Below are 16,010 nucleotides of genomic sequence, written 5' to 3'. Positions count from 1 at the left end.
ACATGGGGAGGCGGTTCCCTCAGTGGGTTACAGATCAGCCAAAGTCGACACCAGAATCGCCTTGATGGTGTGCATGCGGTTTTCCGCTTGCTCGAAGGCGATGCAGGCTGGCGACTCGAACACGTCGTCGGTCACTTCGATGCCGTTTTTCAGGTGCGGATACTGTTCGGCGATCTGTTTGCCGACCTTGGTATCGCTGTTGTGGAACGCCGGCAGGCAGTGCATGAACTTGGTGCGCGGGTTGCCGGTGGCTTTCATCAGCTCGGCGTTGACCTGATACGGCAGCAGTTGCTGGATACGCTCGGCCCAGGCTTCCACCGGCTCGCCCATCGATACCCAGACGTCGGTGTGGATGAAGTCCACGCCCTTGACCGCGGCTTTCGGGTCTTCGGTCAGGGTGATGCGCGCGCCGCTTTCCTCTGCGTATTTTTTGCAGCGATCCACCAGGTCGTCGTGCGGCCACAGGGCTTTCGGCGCGCAGATGCGCACGTCCATACCGAGTTTGGAGCCCACCAGCAGCAGCGAATTGCCCATGTTGTTACGCGCGTCGCCCAGGTAGGCGTAGCTGATTTCGTGGATCGGCTTGTCGGCGTGCTCACGCATGGTCAGCACGTCGGCGATCATCTGGGTCGGGTGATATTCATCGGTCAGGCCGTTGAACACCGGCACGCCGGCGAACTTGGCCAGCTCTTCGACGATTTCCTGCTTGAAGCCACGGTACTCGATGGCGTCGTACATGCGACCCAGCACGCGGGCGGTGTCCTTCATGCTTTCCTTGTGGCCGATTTGCGAGGAGTTCGGGTCGATGTAGGTGACGTTGGCGCCCTGGTCATAAGCGGCGACTTCGAACGCGCAGCGGGTGCGGGTCGAGGTTTTTTCGAAGATCAGGGCGATGTTGTTGCCCTTCAGGTGTTGCTGCTCGGTGCCGGTGTATTTGGCGCGCTTGAGGTCGCGGGACAGGTCGAGCAGGTAGCGCAGCTCACGTGGGGTGTGGTGTTCCAGGCTGAGCAGGTTACGGTTATGAATGTTGAACGCCATGATGATTCTCCTTGGATTCGGTAATCGGCCCGGCCGCTACGGGATAGGTGCGGCCGGGGAGATGGTCGTTTAGTAATCGATAGGGTCGCGGATGATCGGGCAAGTCATGCAGTGGCCGCCGCCGCGGCCACGACCGAGTTCGCCGGCGCTGATGGTGATGACCTCCACCCCCGCCTTGCGCAGCAGTGTGTTGGTGTAGGTGTTGCGGTCGTAGCCGATGACCACGCCCGGTTCCACGGCCACCACGTTGTTGCCGTCATCCCATTGCTCGCGTTCGGCGGCGAAGCTGTTGCCGCCGGTTTCGACGACGCGCAGTTTCGGCAGGTTGAGGGCTTTGGCCACGACGTCGAGGAAGGTGCCTTCTTCGCGACGGATGTCGATGCCGCCCTGCTTGCTTTCGTCAGGGCGCAGGGTGAAGGCGACGATCTGGTTGACCACTTCCGGGAAGATCGTGACCAGGTCGCGGTCGCAGAAGCTGAACACGGTATCCAGGTGCATCGCTGCACGGGACTTCGGCAGGCCGGCAACGATGACTTTTTCCACGGCCTTGTTCTGGAACAGGTTCAGCGCCAGTTGGCCGATGGCCTGACGGGATGAACGCTCGCCCATACCGATCAGCACCACGCCGTTGCCGATCGGCATCACGTCGCCGCCTTCGAGGGTCGAGCTGCCGTGATCCTTGTCCGGGTCGCCGTACCAGATTTCGAAATCGGCGTTGGTGAATTGCGGATGGAATTTGTAGATGGCGGTGGTCAGCAGGGTTTCCTGACGACGCGCCGGCCAGTACATCGGGTTCAGCGTCACGCCACCGTAAATCCAGCAGGTGGTGTCGCGGGTGAACTGAGTGTTCGGCAGCGGCGGCAGAATGAAGCTGGAGTGGCCGAGGAAGTCGCGGAACATCTGGATGGTTTTGCCACCGAAGCTGTCCGGCAGGTCATCGGCGGACACGCCGCCAATCAGGAATTCGGCGATGTGTCGCGGCTCCAGGCTTTTCAGCCAGGATTTGACTTCGTTGATCAGGCCCAGGCCCACCGAATCGGCAGTGACCTTGCGTTCGAGGATCCAGTCCAGCGCTTCAGGGATGGCGACGATGTCGGTCAGCAGGTTGTGCATTTCCAGCACGTCGATCCCGCGCTCACGCATCTTGGTCACGAAGTCGAAGTGGTCGCGCTTGGCCTGGGCGACCCACAGCACGTCGTCGAACAGCAGTTCATCGCAGTTGTTCGGGGTCAGCCGCTGATGGGCCAGACCTGGGGAGCAAACCATGACTTTGCGCAGTTTGCCGGCTTCGGAATGGACGCCGTACTTAACTTTTTCCGTGGTCATTTCAGTGATCCTCCAGAGTGAAAACGTTGGGCAATTACAGAGTCAGGAAGCCGTCATACAGTCCGTAGGCTGCCACCAGGGCGCCCACGACCACTGCGGCGAAAATCAGCTTCTCGACGTTGGTGAAAACCGGTTGTTTGAGTTCGAGCTTGGCCTTGGCGAACAGGATCGCGCCGGGGGCATAGAGCAGGGCCGACAGCAGCAGGTACTTCACGCCACCGGCGTAGAGCAGCCACACCGCATAGATCAGGGCGATACCGCCGATGATCAGGTCCTTGCGCCGTTCGGCCGCGAAGCCTTCGTAGCTTTCGCCGCGCACTGCCAGGAGCAGGGCGTAGGCCGCCGACCACAGGTACGGCACCAGAATCATCGATGTGGCGAGGTAGATCAGCGACAGGTAAGTGCTGGCCGAGAACAGAGTGATGATCAGGAACAGCTGCACCATCGCGTTGGTCAGCCACAGGGCGTTGACCGGCACGTGGTTGGCGTTTTCCTTGCGCAGGAACTCCGGCATGGTGTGGTCCTTGGCGGCGGCGAACATGATCTCCGCACACAGCAGCACCCACGACAGCAACGCCCCCAGCAGCGAGATGATCAGACCGACGCTGATCAGCACCGCGCCCCAGTGACCGACCACATGCTCCAGCACCGCAGCCATCGACGGGTTCTGCAGCTTGGCCAGTTCCGGCTGAGTCATGATGCCCAGCGACAGCACGTTCACCAGCACCAGGAACAGCAGCACGGTGATGAAACCGATCACGGTGGCCTTGCCGACGTCCGAACGTTTTTCCGCCCGGGCCGAGAAGATGCTCGCGCCTTCGATGCCGATGAACACCCACACGGTGACCAGCATCATGTTGCGCACCTGGTTCATCACGCTGCCCAGATCCGGGTTTTTCACGCCCCAGATGTCAGCGGTGAAGATGTCCAGTTTGAAGGCGAAGATCGCGATCAGCACGAACAGCAGCAGCGGCACGACCTTGGCGACGGTGGTCACGAGGTTGATGAACGCCGCCTCCTTGATCCCGCGCAGCACCAGAAAGTGCACGCCCCACAACAGCACAGAGGCGCCGATCACGGCAGCAACGGTGTTGCCTTCCCCAAAAACCGGAAAGAAATACCCGAGGGTGCTGAACAGCAGAACGAAGTAACCGACGTTGCCCAGCCAGGCACTGATCCAGTAGCCCCAGGCCGAGGAGAAACCCATGTAGTCGCCGAAACCGGCCTTGGCGTAGGCGTAGACACCGCCGTCCAGGTCAGGCTTGCGATTGGCGAGGGTTTGAAAGACGAAAGCGAGGGTGAGCATGCCGACAGCGGTGATGGCCCAGCCGATCAGAACCGCGCCGACGTCGGCACTGGCGGCCATGTTTTGTGGCAAAGAGAATATCCCGCCACCGATCATTGAGCCGACTACCAATGCAACCAGTGCACCTAGTCGCAGTTTTCCGGGAGCTTCAGACATTGCATGACTCCATTGCAGGAGAGAAGAGTTCACAGCGTAGTTCTGTTGACTATTCAAACAGCTGACTTAGATCAGTGCATGGTCACATTCCATTGTTAATGAATGACTTATGAAACGTCTGATGGCATAAGGCTCTTGCCTGTAAGGCCTGTCCCAGAGGCTTTCGGCATATGTAGTTGGGAACTTTTCCTATTACTTTCGAGTTATCACGCTAGTCCGTTTTCAAGGTTTGGCAAATTTTTCGCCTCTGTTTTCAGTACAGAATCGAATTATCAGGATTCGCACACAAAACTGCCTATCCGTGCTACGCATTAGTGCCATCCGCTATATATAAAAGACGCTGATTGGCGTTATTCAATAAACGTACTTACGCTCTAACCGTTTGGTTAATACCGGTTACATCACCATGGGCGGCCAATGCCGACCTCGGGAACCTGGAGACGCTGGAATGTCGCAACCGACGCAAAAGCTGCGCCTTGGCGCACTGATCGCCCTGGTGGTGGGTTCGATGATTGGCGGGGGGATTTTTTCCCTGCCGCAGAACATGGCAGCCCGGGCCGATGCCGGCGCCATCCTGATCGGCTGGGGCATCACGGCGATCGGCATGCTCACCCTGGCTTTCGTGTTCCAGACCCTGGCCAATCGCAAACCGGAACTGGACTCCGGCGTGTATGCCTACGCCAAGGCCGGGTTCGGCGACTACATGGGCTTTTCTTCGGCGTGGGGTTACTGGATCAGTGCCTGGCTGGGCAACGTCGGGTATTTCGTGTTGCTGTTCAGCACCCTCGGCTACTTCTTTCCGGTGTTCGGCCAAGGCAATACGCCGATCGCCATCGGTTGCGCCTCGGTGTTGCTGTGGGCCGTGCATTTTCTGGTGATGCGCGGGATCAAGGAGGCGGCGCTGATCAATCAGTTGACCACCGTGGCCAAGATCATTCCGTTGATCATGTTCGTGGTCATTGCCGCCGTGGCGTTCAAGGCCGAGATTTTTACCCGCGACATCTGGGGCCGCAGCAACCCGAATTTCGGCGGCGTGATGGATCAGGTGCGCAACATGATGCTGGTCACCGTGTTCGTGTTCATTGGTATCGAAGGCGCCAGCGTTTACTCGGCCCGGGCGGAGAAGCGCACGGATGTGGGCCGCGCCACAGTGATTGGTTTTATCGGTGTGCTGGCGTTGCTGGTGCTGGTCAATGTGTTGTCGCTCGGGATCATGAGCCAGCCGGAACTGGCGACCTTGCAGAACCCGTCACTGGCCGCGGTGCTGGAACACATCGTCGGGCCATGGGGCGCGTTGCTGATCAGCGTGGGCCTGGCCATTTCGTTGCTCGGTGCGTTGCTGTCGTGGGCGCTGTTGTGCGCGGAGATCCTGTTCGCCACCGCCAAGGACAACACGATGCCGGCGTTCCTGAAAAAGGAAAACGCCAACCACGTGCCGGTCAACGCGTTGTGGCTGACCAACGTGATGATCCAGATTTTCCTGCTGATCACGCTGTTTTCCGCCGGCACCTATACCAGTCTGATTTACCTCGCCTCGTCGATGATTCTGGTGCCGTACCTGTGGTCGGCAGCCTATGCGGTGCTGTTGAGCGGGCGGGGAGAAACCTATGAACATGCCTCTGCCGAACGCACCAAGGATCTGCTGATCGGCGGCATCGCGCTGTGTTACGCGGTGTGGCTGTTGTATGCCGGCGGGGTGAAATACCTGCTGTTGTCGGCGCTGTTGTATGCGCCGGGGGTGATCCTGTTCGCCAAGGCCAAGCATGAGCAGGGCGAGCCGTTGTTCACCACGCTCGAGAAGGGGATTTTCACCTGCGTGATCGCCGGGGCCGGGCTCGCGGCCTACGGGTTGTACAGCGGCGTGTTGTCTCTGTGAGGTTACGGCTCGACTATCACGGATCTTGCGACTGGCCGGCGATGCTCGGGTTTTTGGCAGCGCGGGCGGTGGCGGGAATGGAGACGGTGGTCGATGGCGTGTATTCGCGCAGCATCGGGTTGAACGGGGTGCAGGGCACGGTTTCGGTCTGGCCCGGCGACGGTGATGCGCTGGAGGTGGAGCTGGATTTCCCGGATCCGTCGGCGGTTCCTGAGATTGTTGTGCGCTTGCGACGGATGTTTGATCTGGATGCGGATCTACCCAAGATGCAGCGGCATCTGGCGGTAGATCCGCTGCTGGCGCGGCTGATCGCCGAGCGGCCGGGGTTGCGGGTGCCGGGGGCGTGGGATGGTCTGGAACTGGCGTTTCGCGCGGTGCTGGGGCAGCAGATCACCGTGGTCGCGGCGATTCGGCTGGCGGGAAAACTGGTGGCGCAGTATGGCGAGCCTTTGCGTTCTTCAGTGCCCGGCCTGACTCACGTCTTTCCTCAGGCAAAGGTTTTGGCGAACGCTGATCTGGCGGCGCTGGGCATGCCGAAAAGTCGCGGGCGCACCTTGTCCGGGGTGGCGCAGGCGTCGCTGGAGGATCCGCTGCTGTTTGCCTCCGGGACGGCGCGGTTGCTGGCGCTGCAAGGGATTGGCGACTGGACGGCGCAGTACATTGCCCTGCGGCAGTTGCGGGACATGGACGGGTTTCCGACCGGGGATGTGGGGTTGCTGCGGGCGCTGGAAGTGCTGGAAGGCGTGCGGATGACGGCGCGGGAGTTGTCTGTTCGGGCAGAGGCCTGGCGGCCGTTTCGGGGGTATGCGGCGCAGGTGTTGTGGGCGTCTTTGAGTCGTGCGGATTGATATCCGCATGCCTTCAAAACCATTGCGCTGGATGTGAGCCCAACTCGGTCGCCGGCAAAGTCCACTGCAACGGCGTTCCAGCGATACGAAGCGGCGCTTGAAGCCGATGCGCCGGTCCCCACGGTGTCTGCTCCACCAGCGAGCTTTGATCTTGTGGATTTTCCGGACGCAACACTTCGTCCGTCCCAGCCCCATGCTCAACCAACAACTTCGCCGTCCGCGCCAGCGACAACCGCGCCGATCCACCTCGACCACTGCGTAACCGTTCAGCCAGCAACCGAATCACACTCGCCGCCATCAGATACCCCGTCGCATGGTCCAGCGCCTGCACTGGCAACGGCGTCGGTTTGTCAGCCTGCTTCCAGCGTTGCCCGGCCTCGGCAATCCCGCTGCTCATCTGCACCAGACTGTCGAAGCCGCGCCGATTCTGCCACGGGCCGCTCCAGCCGTAGGCGTTCAGGCAGACGTCGATCAGCCCCGGTGCCAGTTGCCGGCGGCGGTCGACGCCGAAGCCGAGATGTTCAAGGGCGTCGGCGCGATAGCCGTGCAACAGAATGTCGGCATCCTTGAGCAGACTTTCGAACACTGCGCGATCTGCCGGAGCATGCAGATCCAGTCGCGCACAGCGTTTGCCCAGGGTCACTTCCGGCACCACGCCGGGTTCGTTCCAGGTCGGCGGGTCGATGCGCAGGACGTTGGCGCCCAGCCCTGCGAGGAAGCGGCTGGCGGTCGGGCCGGCCAGTACGCGGGTCAGATCAAGCACCTTGAGCCCCGCCAATGGCTGCGCCACCGAGCCTTGCCAGGGTCGACGGTTGTCTTCCTTCCCATCACTGAAATGCACCAAGGGCTCGGCATTCACCGCCAACCCTTGGGGATGTTTTTGCCACTGTTCCCAACTGCGCATTTCAGCCGCACAACCCTTGGCCTCGACCACCGCTTGCTCCAGATCGGCACTGGCCCATTGCGCAACTTTCGCCGCCATCGCCGCGCGGTCGGCACAGGCGCCGAGCACGCTTTCAGCGGCGGTGCGGTGATGCGGGGCGTTGGTGTGCAGGCGGATCCAGCCGTCTCGGGTTGCGTAGTCGCCGGCCACCGGATCCCACAGCGGCGGCACTTCCCAGCCGATCGGCCGCAGCGAGGTGGCGAACCAGAAAGAGGCGAGGCGGCGGTCGACTTCAACTTCGGGCAAGTGGCCGGTTTGCTGCTGAAGGAGTTCGGCGACCGCTTGCCCGGCAGCAGCAATGCTTGCGCAGGCAAGGTCGGTGACGGCAAACGCCGAGGGCAGGGCGCCCTCGCCGGTGAACGGAATCGGCATGCGGGACAAGCCGAGCGCGGCTTGAATGGACGTGAGCAGATCAGTCATCGAAGGCCCTCCGGGACGAGAGGGCGATGATAGTGCAAAACAAAGTTTGGGCAGATGAAAGCTCTGGTACAAGCACTGGCCCCTGTGGGAGCGGGCAGTGGTGATTTTCAGACGCGGAACTGATCCATCAATTTCATCTGCTGGCTGGCCAATGCATTGAGCTGGCTGCTGATCGCCGCCGATTCGGTGGCCTGTTCGGTCAGGGTTTCGGTGACGGTGCGGATCGCCGAGACGTTGCGGTTGACCTCTTCGGCCACGGCGCTTTGCTGTTCGGCGGCGCTGGCGATCTGCAGGTTCATGTCGCTGATCACGGTGACCGCGTCGCTGATCTTGCCGAGGGCGTCCACGGCCTGGCGGATCTGACCGGCGTTGTTGTGGGCCTGGGTCTGGCTCGAGTGCATGGTCGCGACCACGCCACGGGTGCCGGTCTGGATGCGTTCGATGACCACGCGGATTTCTTCCACCGAATCCTGGGTGCGCTTCGCCAGGTTGCGGACCTCATCGGCCACCACCGCAAAACCACGACCGCTTTCGCCGGCACGGGCCGCTTCGATCGCGGCGTTCAGCGCCAGCAGGTTGGTCTGCTCGGCAATGCTGCGGATCACCTCCAGCACCGAACCGATCTGCTCGCTGTTGACCGCCAGCTCTTCGACCTCGGTCACCGCTTTGCTGACTTCATCGGCCAGTTGATTGATGTCACGGGTGCTGCGCTCGATGATCGACATGCCGTCCTTGGCCGACTGGTCGGCGCCTTTCGCGGCGTTGGCAGCGTTCGAGGCGCTGTTGGCCACGTCGTGGGCGGTGGCGCTCATTTCGTTGGAGGCGGTGGCCACCTGATCGATCTCGCGGAATTGCACCTGCATGCCTTCACTGGTCTGGCGGGCGATTTCCGACGATTGATCGGCGGTGCCGCGAGCCTCGGTGATGCTCTGTTTGATCTGGGCGATGGTCGGTTGCAGCTTGTCGAGGAAGCGGTTGAACCAGTTCACCAGTTCGCCCAGTTCATCCTGCTTGGTGTAGTTCAGGCGCTGAGTCAGGTCGCCTTCGCCGCTGGCGATGTTCTTCAGCATCTCGGCGACGCTGTTGATCGGACGGGTCACGCCGGAGGCGGTGAGCCAGATCAGCAGCAGACCGATCAGGCCGGCGATCACTGCAACTGCGAGGGCGGTAATGGTGCCGGTTTGCTGCGCGTCGTCGAGCACTGCCTGGAGCTTGACCGAGTCGGCCAGCAGCACTTGTTTCGGCAGGTCGATGACCACACCCCAGGCCTTGGAGTCGGCAATCGGGTTGACCGGATACACGGCGCGGATCAGGTCGCCCCGTTCGAGAATCTTCGGTGTGCCGGCACTCAGCAGTTGCAGCACGTCCTTGCCCTCGACGCCGAGGGTGTCGCCGATGCTTTTGCCGACCTTGCCGGCATCCGCGCTGTAGGCACCGAGCACGCCGCTGCCGGAGACGATCAGCATGTGCCCGGCGCTGTTGAACAGGTCACGCTGAGAGTCCACGGCCGCCGCTTGCAGGGCGTCGAGGGCAATGTCGACACCGACCACGCCGATGGCCTTGCCGTCCACCAGCAGGGGCACGGAAATGGTGGTCATGAGCATTTCCTTGCCGCCCACGGTGTCAGCGTAAGGATCAAGCAGACAGGTACGTTTGTTGTCGCGAGGGCAGGTGTACCAGCTGTTGTAAGGCGTGCCGCTGACGCTGAGGGTGGTCTTGTTCATGTCGTCTTCGACCATGATCGTGTTCAACGACGGACCCGCAGCACGGCTCCAGTAACTGGCGAAACGTCCCGCTTCATTGGACTGATGCGCGGCATCGTTGGCGAATTCGCTGTGCTTGCCGTCCAGTCCGTTGGGTTCGAACGCCAGCCAGATGCCAAGCACCTTGCTGTTGCGCTCGAAGGCGGTTTTCAGGCTCAGGTTCAACTCTTCACGCAGGGCGCCGGCGTCCAGCGAACGCTTGGCGGCCATCACTCGCATGTCCTTGATCTGGTCCGCCAGGGCGGTGATCACCAACAGGCTCTCGCCGAAGGTTTTCTGCACCCGCACCGCTTGCTCGGCGGCCTTGGCCTGCAGCAGGTCCTGCACGCTGGCGGTGAGCATCTTGCTGCTGGAAGCACTGACCAGTTCGTCGTTCTGGTTGGTCTGGTAAATGTTGATGCCAACGATCAGCGCCACCACACCGAGCAGGCACAGGCCGGAGAGCAGGACGATTTTCAGGCGGATGGACAGGGAGTCGAACATGGGACGTTCTCGCGAATGGATGAGCTGTTGGCTGAGGGGCAGGAAGGTGCCCGGTTCGCCAAATCCATTCAGCGCCATTCAATGCTCATCGGCGCGAGGCGCAGAGGCATGAATTACCAGCCGACGAGCGGTCGCGGCTAAACGTTTGCGCGGGTAAATACCCTGAAAACAAGGGAAAAATCAGGAAATCTTCGGCAACGCTTCCGGTCGCGACCAGATCCACAGGTTGCCCAGGGTCATCCCCGCAATGGCCAGATAGGTTGGCCAGCCGTGATCGAGCATCATTAACATCAGCGTGGCGCACAGCAGCATGCTGACCGTGGCGCTGACCTTGGCCTTGCGGGCGATGATCTTGCCGTTGCGCCAGTTGCTCAGGATCGGCCCGAACAGTCGATGGTTTTCCAGCCAGGCACTCAGGCGCGGCGAACTGCGGGTCGCGGCCCAGGCGGCGAGCAGGATGAACTCGGTGGTCGGCAGGCCGGGCACGACGATGGCGATCAGACCGATGCCGAGGCTGACATAGGCGAGCAGGCCGAACAGCAGGCGGGCGAGTCGGGAGGCGGCGGGTTGGGGCATGGGCTCGAAGTGCGTGAGGCGAAACGGGGATTCTACAGACTTGCTCGGTTCCCATGTGGGAGCGAGCCTGCTCGCGATGGCGGTATATCAGTCGACATCTGAATTGAATGTCAGGCCGCAATCGCTAGCAGGCTAGCTCCCACAATGGGCAGTCGATGTGGCTCAGGCCGGCTCGGCTTCTGTGGCGTAAGCCTGTTCCAGCAGCACGGTGAAGCGGTTGAACGCATCAATCGCGCCTTGCTCCACTTCCGCTTCTTCTTCAGCACTGAATTGCAGCGAATCGAGGGTGCGCACAAAGCGCTTCCAGCCTTCAGCGCGACCACCTTCAGGCTCGCCCAGGTGACGGGCGCCGAAGGTTTCGCTCAGGTCCAGCGCGACAGCGCGTTTGATCAGGAACGCGGCGCCGAGCTTGGAGCCCTCGGAGACGAAGATCCAGCCCAGGGCGCGGGCCTTGCTCGGATTCTTCACGGCGCCGGCGACTGGCGCAGGCACTTCGGTGTCGAGGTCGGCGAGGTCGGCCCTGGCGGCTTCGGCGCGGCAGCGGGCCGGCAGGTCAGGGACGATGGCGCTCAGTTCGGCATCGTTGTACAGCGCCACCAACTCCGACTGGAACAGGTACTGCGCGACCACGAAGCGGGCGAAGTTGGCGCGGGTCTCGAACGGCGCGTGGGCCTTGACCAGCGCATCGAGCTTGCTGTGCGGCTCGTGGGTGATCTGGTTCAGGCGTTGCGAACGCAGGGCTTTTTCCGGGGTGCTCATGAGATGTCCTTGAAAAGAAGAGGCGCTTGATAACGAGACGTACGGGCAAGCGCCGGACAGTAAAAAAACCTCACGGCGCGGCCATGCACACGCGCCGTGAGGTCATCCGGATCAGATATCCCAGACCAGGTTGATCGCGAAGTTGCGGCCCGGCTGCGTCAGGCGATCTAGGTTGGCCGGTTGCGTCACCGAGGCTTCGCCGACGCTGTCGTAACCGCGCACGTCATCCCACAGCCAGTATTTCTTGTCGGTCAGGTTGTAGATGCCGCCGCTGACGGTGACGTCGTCGGTGACCTTGTAATAACCGGCCAGATCGAGAATGCCGAAGCCCGGAGTCTTGAACTGACTGCTGACGCCGTCAGGCGACTTGAAGTTGCTGTCGTCGACGCGGTCCTTTTTCTTGACCACGGTCCAGCTCAGCAGGCCGCCGTAGTTGTCCTGGTCGTAACCGAGGCCGAACACGCCGGTCAGCGGATTGACGCTGTTGAGCGGCTCGCCGTTGTCGTTGTTGCGACCGTAGGCGTAGGCAATCGAGCCTTGGGTGTACAGGCCTTGCGGCGCGCCGAAGGAATCGAGATTCAGGCGACCTTTGACTTCGGCACCCTTGATGGTGGCGTGCTTGATGTTGCTCGACTGGAAGGTCAACTCGTCGTAGCCAGGGGTGACGGCGTCTTCGTTGATGAAGTCGCGGTACTTGTTATAGAACACCGCCACGTCGAACGAGCCTTGCTCGAAGTTGCCGCGCAGGCCGGTTTCATAGCTTTTGCTTTTTTCCGGCTCCAGGTCCGGGTTCGGTGCCACGTTGTAGCCGGTGGTGCTGTTCTCGAAGCGGCCATACAGCGCTTTCGCGGTCGGGGTGCGGAAGCCTTCGGCGTACTGACCGTACCAGGTGTAGTTCTCGGTCAGGGCGTAGGTCAGGCCGAATTTTGGTGAGACTTTGTGCCAGGTCTTGTTCGAATCGCTGACCGTGCCCTGGCCGTCGGCGGCCACGGTGTTGAGGAATTCCTGGGTGATGTGCGGCTTGAGCTGGGTGTAGTCGTAGCGCAGGCCCGGCAAGAAGGTCCAGTTGTTCCAGCTGATCTGATCCTGGGCGAACAGGCTGTAGGTGTTGATGGTCGGGTCCGGGAAGTCGCTGGATTTTTTCAGCACGTCAGCCGCGCTGGTGGCGCCAATGGCGGTGCAGCCGCGACCGATCGCCAGGCACTTGCCGTCGCCGCTGCGCGATCCGGTGACTTTCTGCTGCTTGATGGTGGTGCCGTAAGTCAGCACATGATCGGTGTCACCGATGGCGAATGCCTTGTCCAGTTGCGCGTCGAAGACCCACTGTTTCTCTTCGTAAATCGTGTCGCGGGTACGCAGCACTTTGCGGGTGATCGGGTAGTAGAACTCGTCGGTGCTCTGATCGGTCTTGGCGGTCTGGTGGTTGAGGCTCCACTTCACGTTGTCCGCCAGCAGGCTGTTCAACTCGAAGCTGTGCTCCAGGCCGAAACGCTCGCGGGTGATGGTGTCGTTGCCGGTGCGCCACTGGTACATGCCGCCGGGCAGCACGCTGTCCGGGATTGTCGGGGCACCGTTGAAGTACGGGCCGCCGTAAGCACTTTTCTGATCGGTGTCGCGATCATCCTTGTACTTTTCGTAGGTCAGGCCCAGGCGCGAACCTTCGTTGTAGTTCCAGCCGATCTTGGCCAGCACATTGGTGGCTTTCACGTCTTCCGGGTTGGCGGCGGTGCGCTCCAGGCCCGTGCCGTTGTTGCTGCCGTAGGAATCGGTTTCATGACCGTCGCGCTGGCTGTAGTGCAGCAAGCCGTCGAACTGATCGGCGCGACCGGCGATGGTGGCGGATTTCAGCCAGCTCTCGTCGGCGGAGCTGTAGCCGGTTTTCAGGCGGGCGCCGACATCTTTGCCGGGCTTGATGATGTCGTCCGGGTCGAGGGTGTAGTAGCTGACGGCGCCGCCGATGGCGTTGCTGCCGTACAGCACCGAGGCCGGGCCACGGAGGATTTCGACGCGTTTGACGATTTCCGGGTCAACGTAATTGCGCTGGGTCTTGGCGTACGGGCCGTTGAAGAAACCGTCCGGCACTTCGACGCCGTCGACCTGAGTCAGAATCCGGTCGCCGTCGATACCGCGAATGTTGTAGCCGCTGATCCCGCCGCGCTGGCCAGCGCCGCCGACGGACACGCCCGGCTCGTAGCGCACCAGATCCTTGATGGTGTTGACGTTGTTGCGATCCAGATCCTCGCGGGTCTGCACGCTGACGGTGGCAGGCACGCTGCTCACCGACTGTTCCTGACGGGTGGCACTGATGGTCACCTGATCGAGGTTGAGTGCGCCGCCGCTGGCGCGTTTTTCCAGCACGACGTTGTTGTTGCTCAGTTTGCGGAAGCTCAGGTTGGTCCCCACCAACAGGCGCTCCAGGGCTTTTTCCGGTGGCAGCGAACCGCGCACGCCCGGCGACGACACGTCCTGACCCAATTCCGCCGGCAAACCGACCTGCCAGCCCGTGACGGCGGTGAACGCATTGAGCGCAGACACCAGCGGCTGCTGGCCGATGGCGAACGAGTAGTCGCCCATGTTGCGCGTCGGCTGTTCGGTGGCGGCCATCAGCGGCGCGGTGCCGGCCATCAGGATGGCGGCGGTCAGCAGCGACAGCACGCGGGAAGGGGAAGAAGTCTGGCGGGTAAGGCGTGAGGACATCGATAGCGCTCCGTGTCGCACGAATCTTTATAGGTGCTGATTGATCTCGCGAGATGCGAATCAATTGCATTGGCTATAACGAGACGAACGAGCTTTGGCTATCGAGTAAAAATAATTCTCATTTAGTTCAAGATCACCAGCGCCGGGAATTCCCGAAGCCTGGCCGAGGTGATATGAGCGAGCGAACGCACCACATCCAGCGGCTGGTCGAGACGGTAATTGCCAGTGACGGCTACGTCGGCCAACTGCTCGTTGGTGTTGATGATGAAGCCCGGATAGTAACGGCGCAGTTCGGCCAGCACCTGGTTCAGCGGGCAGTTTTCGAAGATCAGCCGACCCTGCACCCACGCCAGATCGGTGGCGGCGTCGACCTTGGCCGGACGGTCGAAACCGTTGGGACCGATGCGGATGCTTTCCCCGGCGGTCAGCCGCACCCGCGCGTCGTCGCGGGTCGCCCGCAAATCGACATCGCCGCGCTGCACCCGCACCTGCGCCACGCCGTCCAGATAACGTACGGCGAACGCGGTGTCGCGCACGCTGGCCTTCACCGGGCCGGCATCGATTTCCAGCGGCTGACTGCGGCTGGCCGGGATCTCGAAAAACGCTTCACCTTGATACAGCCGCGCGACCCGCTGCTGATCGTTGATCGTGCTGGAGAACGCGGAATTGGTGTTGAGCAGGACTTTCGAACCGTCCTCAAGCTGCAGGCGCTGACGCTCGCCGACCACGGTCAGGTGATCGGCCTGCAGACGCATCGGCAGGTTGCTGAAACTGAACAGCCCGAGCAGCAGAACGGCGGCGGTGGCCAGCGGCTTCCAGTGCGGGCGCAAACGAGTGAGGACGGTGACTTTCTTCGGTTTGGCCGCGAGGTTCTGTGCGCACTGGGCGATCTGCGGGCCGTCCCAGATTGCCTGGGCCTTGGCGAACGCCTCGGCATTCAACGGATCGGCCGCCAGCCAGGCATGGAATTGCCGGGTCTGCTCCTCGTCCGGACTGCCGAGCACGATGAGCCAGTCCAGAGCCTGGTCCATTGCGCTGGCGGCGTCCTGCGCCGATGAAGGCGAAGGGGAGCGGTGGGTGTCCGTCACGGTGTTTCCTCGGCAGTGTCTGTGCACGGCTGTTTTTTTAGTGAAGCGTAAAAGTCGGGCAAGGGTAACAAAGCCCGATGATCAGTGCAGTCGATCCTGTCGAATACCGACAAGGCTTGCAGATCAGTCGCCGTTCAGGCGCTCGGCGACACCGATGCAGATGGTCATGATCAGTTTGAGTTCTTTCTGCACCGTGCTGAGGGACACGCTCAGTTCTTCGGCGATTTCCTGATAGCTGTGCCCGTGCAGGCGGCTGAGGATGAAGATTTGCTGTTGGCGGGGGCTGAGTTCACCGAGGCTCACGTTCAGGCGCTCCAGCAATTGTTCGGCGTGAGCGGCGTCTTCGGCACTGCTGGCGGGGGCGGCGACGCTGTGCACCACGTCTTGCGGCACGTCGTCGACCATGGTGCGCGAATGAATCTTGCGCGCACGCAGATGATCCAGCGCCAGGTTGCGCGCGGTCTGGAAGACAAAGGGTTCAAGGTGATCGATGGCCCGTTCGCTCAGCGCCCGGGTGACGCGCAGGTAGGTTTCCTGCAACAGGTCTTCGGCGGTGCTGTGGTTGTTGACCATCCGTTCCAGGGTCCGCAGCAGCGATGTGCGCTGGGCGAGGAAGACGTGATTGAAGTGTGATTGACTCACGGGAAGACCTGATCCATTTCGAGCGAATGATAATGCTTATCATCCGCCCGAGCGGTCAAGTGTTGATTTCAGATTGAAATCAACCCTGT

General features: G+C 61.6%; 12 protein-coding genes and 1 pseudogene. 2 read left to right on the top strand and 11 right to left on the bottom strand.

The genetic code is table 11. From position 1 onward, the window contains the following. Window positions 1–27 precede the first annotated feature (27 nt). From ACTJK9_RS12320 to arcD (ACTJK9_RS12310), 3 genes are all read right to left on the bottom strand, one after another. Complete coding sequence (locus ACTJK9_RS12320) at window positions 28–1,038, bottom strand: ornithine carbamoyltransferase (RefSeq protein ID WP_039766039.1); 1,011 nt, start codon at window positions 1,036–1,038, stop codon at window positions 28–30. A gap of 69 nt (window positions 1,039–1,107) precedes the next feature. Continuing rightward, a complete protein-coding gene (gene arcA / locus ACTJK9_RS12315) occupies window positions 1,108–2,364 on the bottom strand; it encodes an arginine deiminase (RefSeq protein ID WP_440814072.1) in 1,257 nt (418 codons plus the stop codon). 34 nt (window positions 2,365–2,398) lie between these two features. Next, window positions 2,399–3,826, bottom strand: a complete 1,428-nt coding sequence (gene arcD, locus ACTJK9_RS12310; RefSeq protein ID WP_039766045.1) for an arginine-ornithine antiporter — start codon at window positions 3,824–3,826, stop codon at window positions 2,399–2,401. A 448-nt stretch (window positions 3,827–4,274) separates the two neighbouring features. Here arcD (ACTJK9_RS12310) and arcD (ACTJK9_RS12305) point away from each other — a divergent pair, with 448 nt between their 5' ends. Together arcD (ACTJK9_RS12305) and ACTJK9_RS12300 are read left to right on the top strand one after the other, a co-directional pair. Then, window positions 4,275–5,702, top strand: coding sequence for an arginine-ornithine antiporter (gene arcD, locus ACTJK9_RS12305; RefSeq protein ID WP_064598968.1), 1,428 nt, complete (start codon window positions 4,275–4,277; stop codon window positions 5,700–5,702). Further along, window positions 5,699–6,550: a DNA-3-methyladenine glycosylase family protein gene (locus tag ACTJK9_RS12300; protein WP_440814069.1), complete on the top strand. Its 852-nt coding sequence runs from the start codon at window positions 5,699–5,701 to the stop codon at window positions 6,548–6,550. The genes arcD (ACTJK9_RS12305) and ACTJK9_RS12300 overlap by 4 nt, the downstream gene beginning before the upstream one ends. A 13-nt stretch (window positions 6,551–6,563) precedes the next feature. Here ACTJK9_RS12300 and ACTJK9_RS12295 read toward each other — a convergent pair whose 3' ends face one another. The 8 genes and pseudogenes from ACTJK9_RS12295 to ACTJK9_RS12260 all read right to left on the bottom strand — a co-directional run bounded on the left by ACTJK9_RS12295 (window position 6,564) and on the right by ACTJK9_RS12260 (window position 15,921). Further along, entirely contained in the window at window positions 6,564–7,913 is a 1,350-nt protein-coding gene (locus ACTJK9_RS12295) for a CoA transferase (RefSeq protein ID WP_440814066.1), read from the bottom strand. 107 nt (window positions 7,914–8,020) lie between these two features. Continuing rightward, window positions 8,021–8,776, bottom strand: coding sequence for a methyl-accepting chemotaxis protein (locus ACTJK9_RS12290; RefSeq protein WP_371320921.1), 756 nt, complete (start codon window positions 8,774–8,776; stop codon window positions 8,021–8,023). Between the two features lie 102 nt (window positions 8,777–8,878). Continuing rightward, window positions 8,879–9,886: pseudogene (locus tag ACTJK9_RS12285) on the bottom strand (PDC sensor domain-containing protein); the annotation flags it as partial. 453 nt (window positions 9,887–10,339) lie between these two features. After that, the gene (locus tag ACTJK9_RS12280; protein WP_085610798.1) at window positions 10,340–10,735 is read right to left on the bottom strand and encodes a YbaN family protein; all 396 of its coding nucleotides are present in this window, start codon (window positions 10,733–10,735) and stop codon (window positions 10,340–10,342) included. A gap of 162 nt (window positions 10,736–10,897) precedes the next feature. Then, window positions 10,898–11,494 (bottom strand): biliverdin-producing heme oxygenase, encoded by a 597-nt coding sequence (locus tag ACTJK9_RS12275; RefSeq protein ID WP_440814063.1) that lies wholly within the window; start codon window positions 11,492–11,494, stop codon window positions 10,898–10,900. A 111-nt stretch (window positions 11,495–11,605) separates the two neighbouring features. Continuing rightward, window positions 11,606–14,191, bottom strand: coding sequence for a TonB-dependent receptor (locus ACTJK9_RS12270; RefSeq protein WP_440814061.1), 2,586 nt, complete (start codon window positions 14,189–14,191; stop codon window positions 11,606–11,608). Between the two features lie 122 nt (window positions 14,192–14,313). Then, on the bottom strand, window positions 14,314–15,279 hold the full coding sequence (locus ACTJK9_RS12265) for a FecR family protein (protein ID WP_440814058.1): 966 nt from the start codon (window positions 15,277–15,279) through the stop codon (window positions 14,314–14,316). Between the two features lie 123 nt (window positions 15,280–15,402). Further along, entirely contained in the window at window positions 15,403–15,921 is a 519-nt protein-coding gene (locus ACTJK9_RS12260; protein WP_007951175.1) for an RNA polymerase sigma factor, read from the bottom strand. Window positions 15,922–16,010: the final 89 nt, after the last annotated feature.

Source organism: Pseudomonas sp. 22082 (assembly GCF_052046055.1).
GTDB classification, from domain to species: domain Bacteria; phylum Pseudomonadota; class Gammaproteobacteria; order Pseudomonadales; family Pseudomonadaceae; genus Aquipseudomonas; species Aquipseudomonas pharyngis.
Note: the sequence above shows the minus strand (reverse complement) of the source record. Positions and strands in the feature narration are given on the sequence as shown.

Coding starts and splice junctions, on each gene's coding strand:
- ACTJK9_RS12320 (WP_039766039.1), bottom strand. CDS start 1,038: ATGGCGTTCAACATTCATAACCGTAACCTGCTCAGCCTGGAACACCAC.
- arcA (WP_440814072.1), bottom strand. CDS start 2,364: ATGACCACGGAAAAAGTTAAGTACGGCGTCCATTCCGAAGCCGGCAAA.
- arcD (WP_039766045.1), bottom strand. CDS start 3,826: ATGTCTGAAGCTCCCGGAAAACTGCGACTAGGTGCACTGGTTGCATTG.
- arcD (WP_064598968.1), top strand. CDS start 4,275: ATGTCGCAACCGACGCAAAAGCTGCGCCTTGGCGCACTGATCGCCCTG.
- ACTJK9_RS12295 (WP_440814066.1), bottom strand. CDS start 7,913: ATGACTGATCTGCTCACGTCCATTCAAGCCGCGCTCGGCTTGTCCCGC.
- ACTJK9_RS12290 (WP_371320921.1), bottom strand. CDS start 8,776: ATGCAGGTGCAATTCCGCGAGATCGATCAGGTGGCCACCGCCTCCAAC.
- ACTJK9_RS12280 (WP_085610798.1), bottom strand. CDS start 10,735: ATGCCCCAACCCGCCGCCTCCCGACTCGCCCGCCTGCTGTTCGGCCTG.
- ACTJK9_RS12275 (WP_440814063.1), bottom strand. CDS start 11,494: ATGAGCACCCCGGAAAAAGCCCTGCGTTCGCAACGCCTGAACCAGATC.
- ACTJK9_RS12270 (WP_440814061.1), bottom strand. CDS start 14,191: ATGTCCTCACGCCTTACCCGCCAGACTTCTTCCCCTTCCCGCGTGCTG.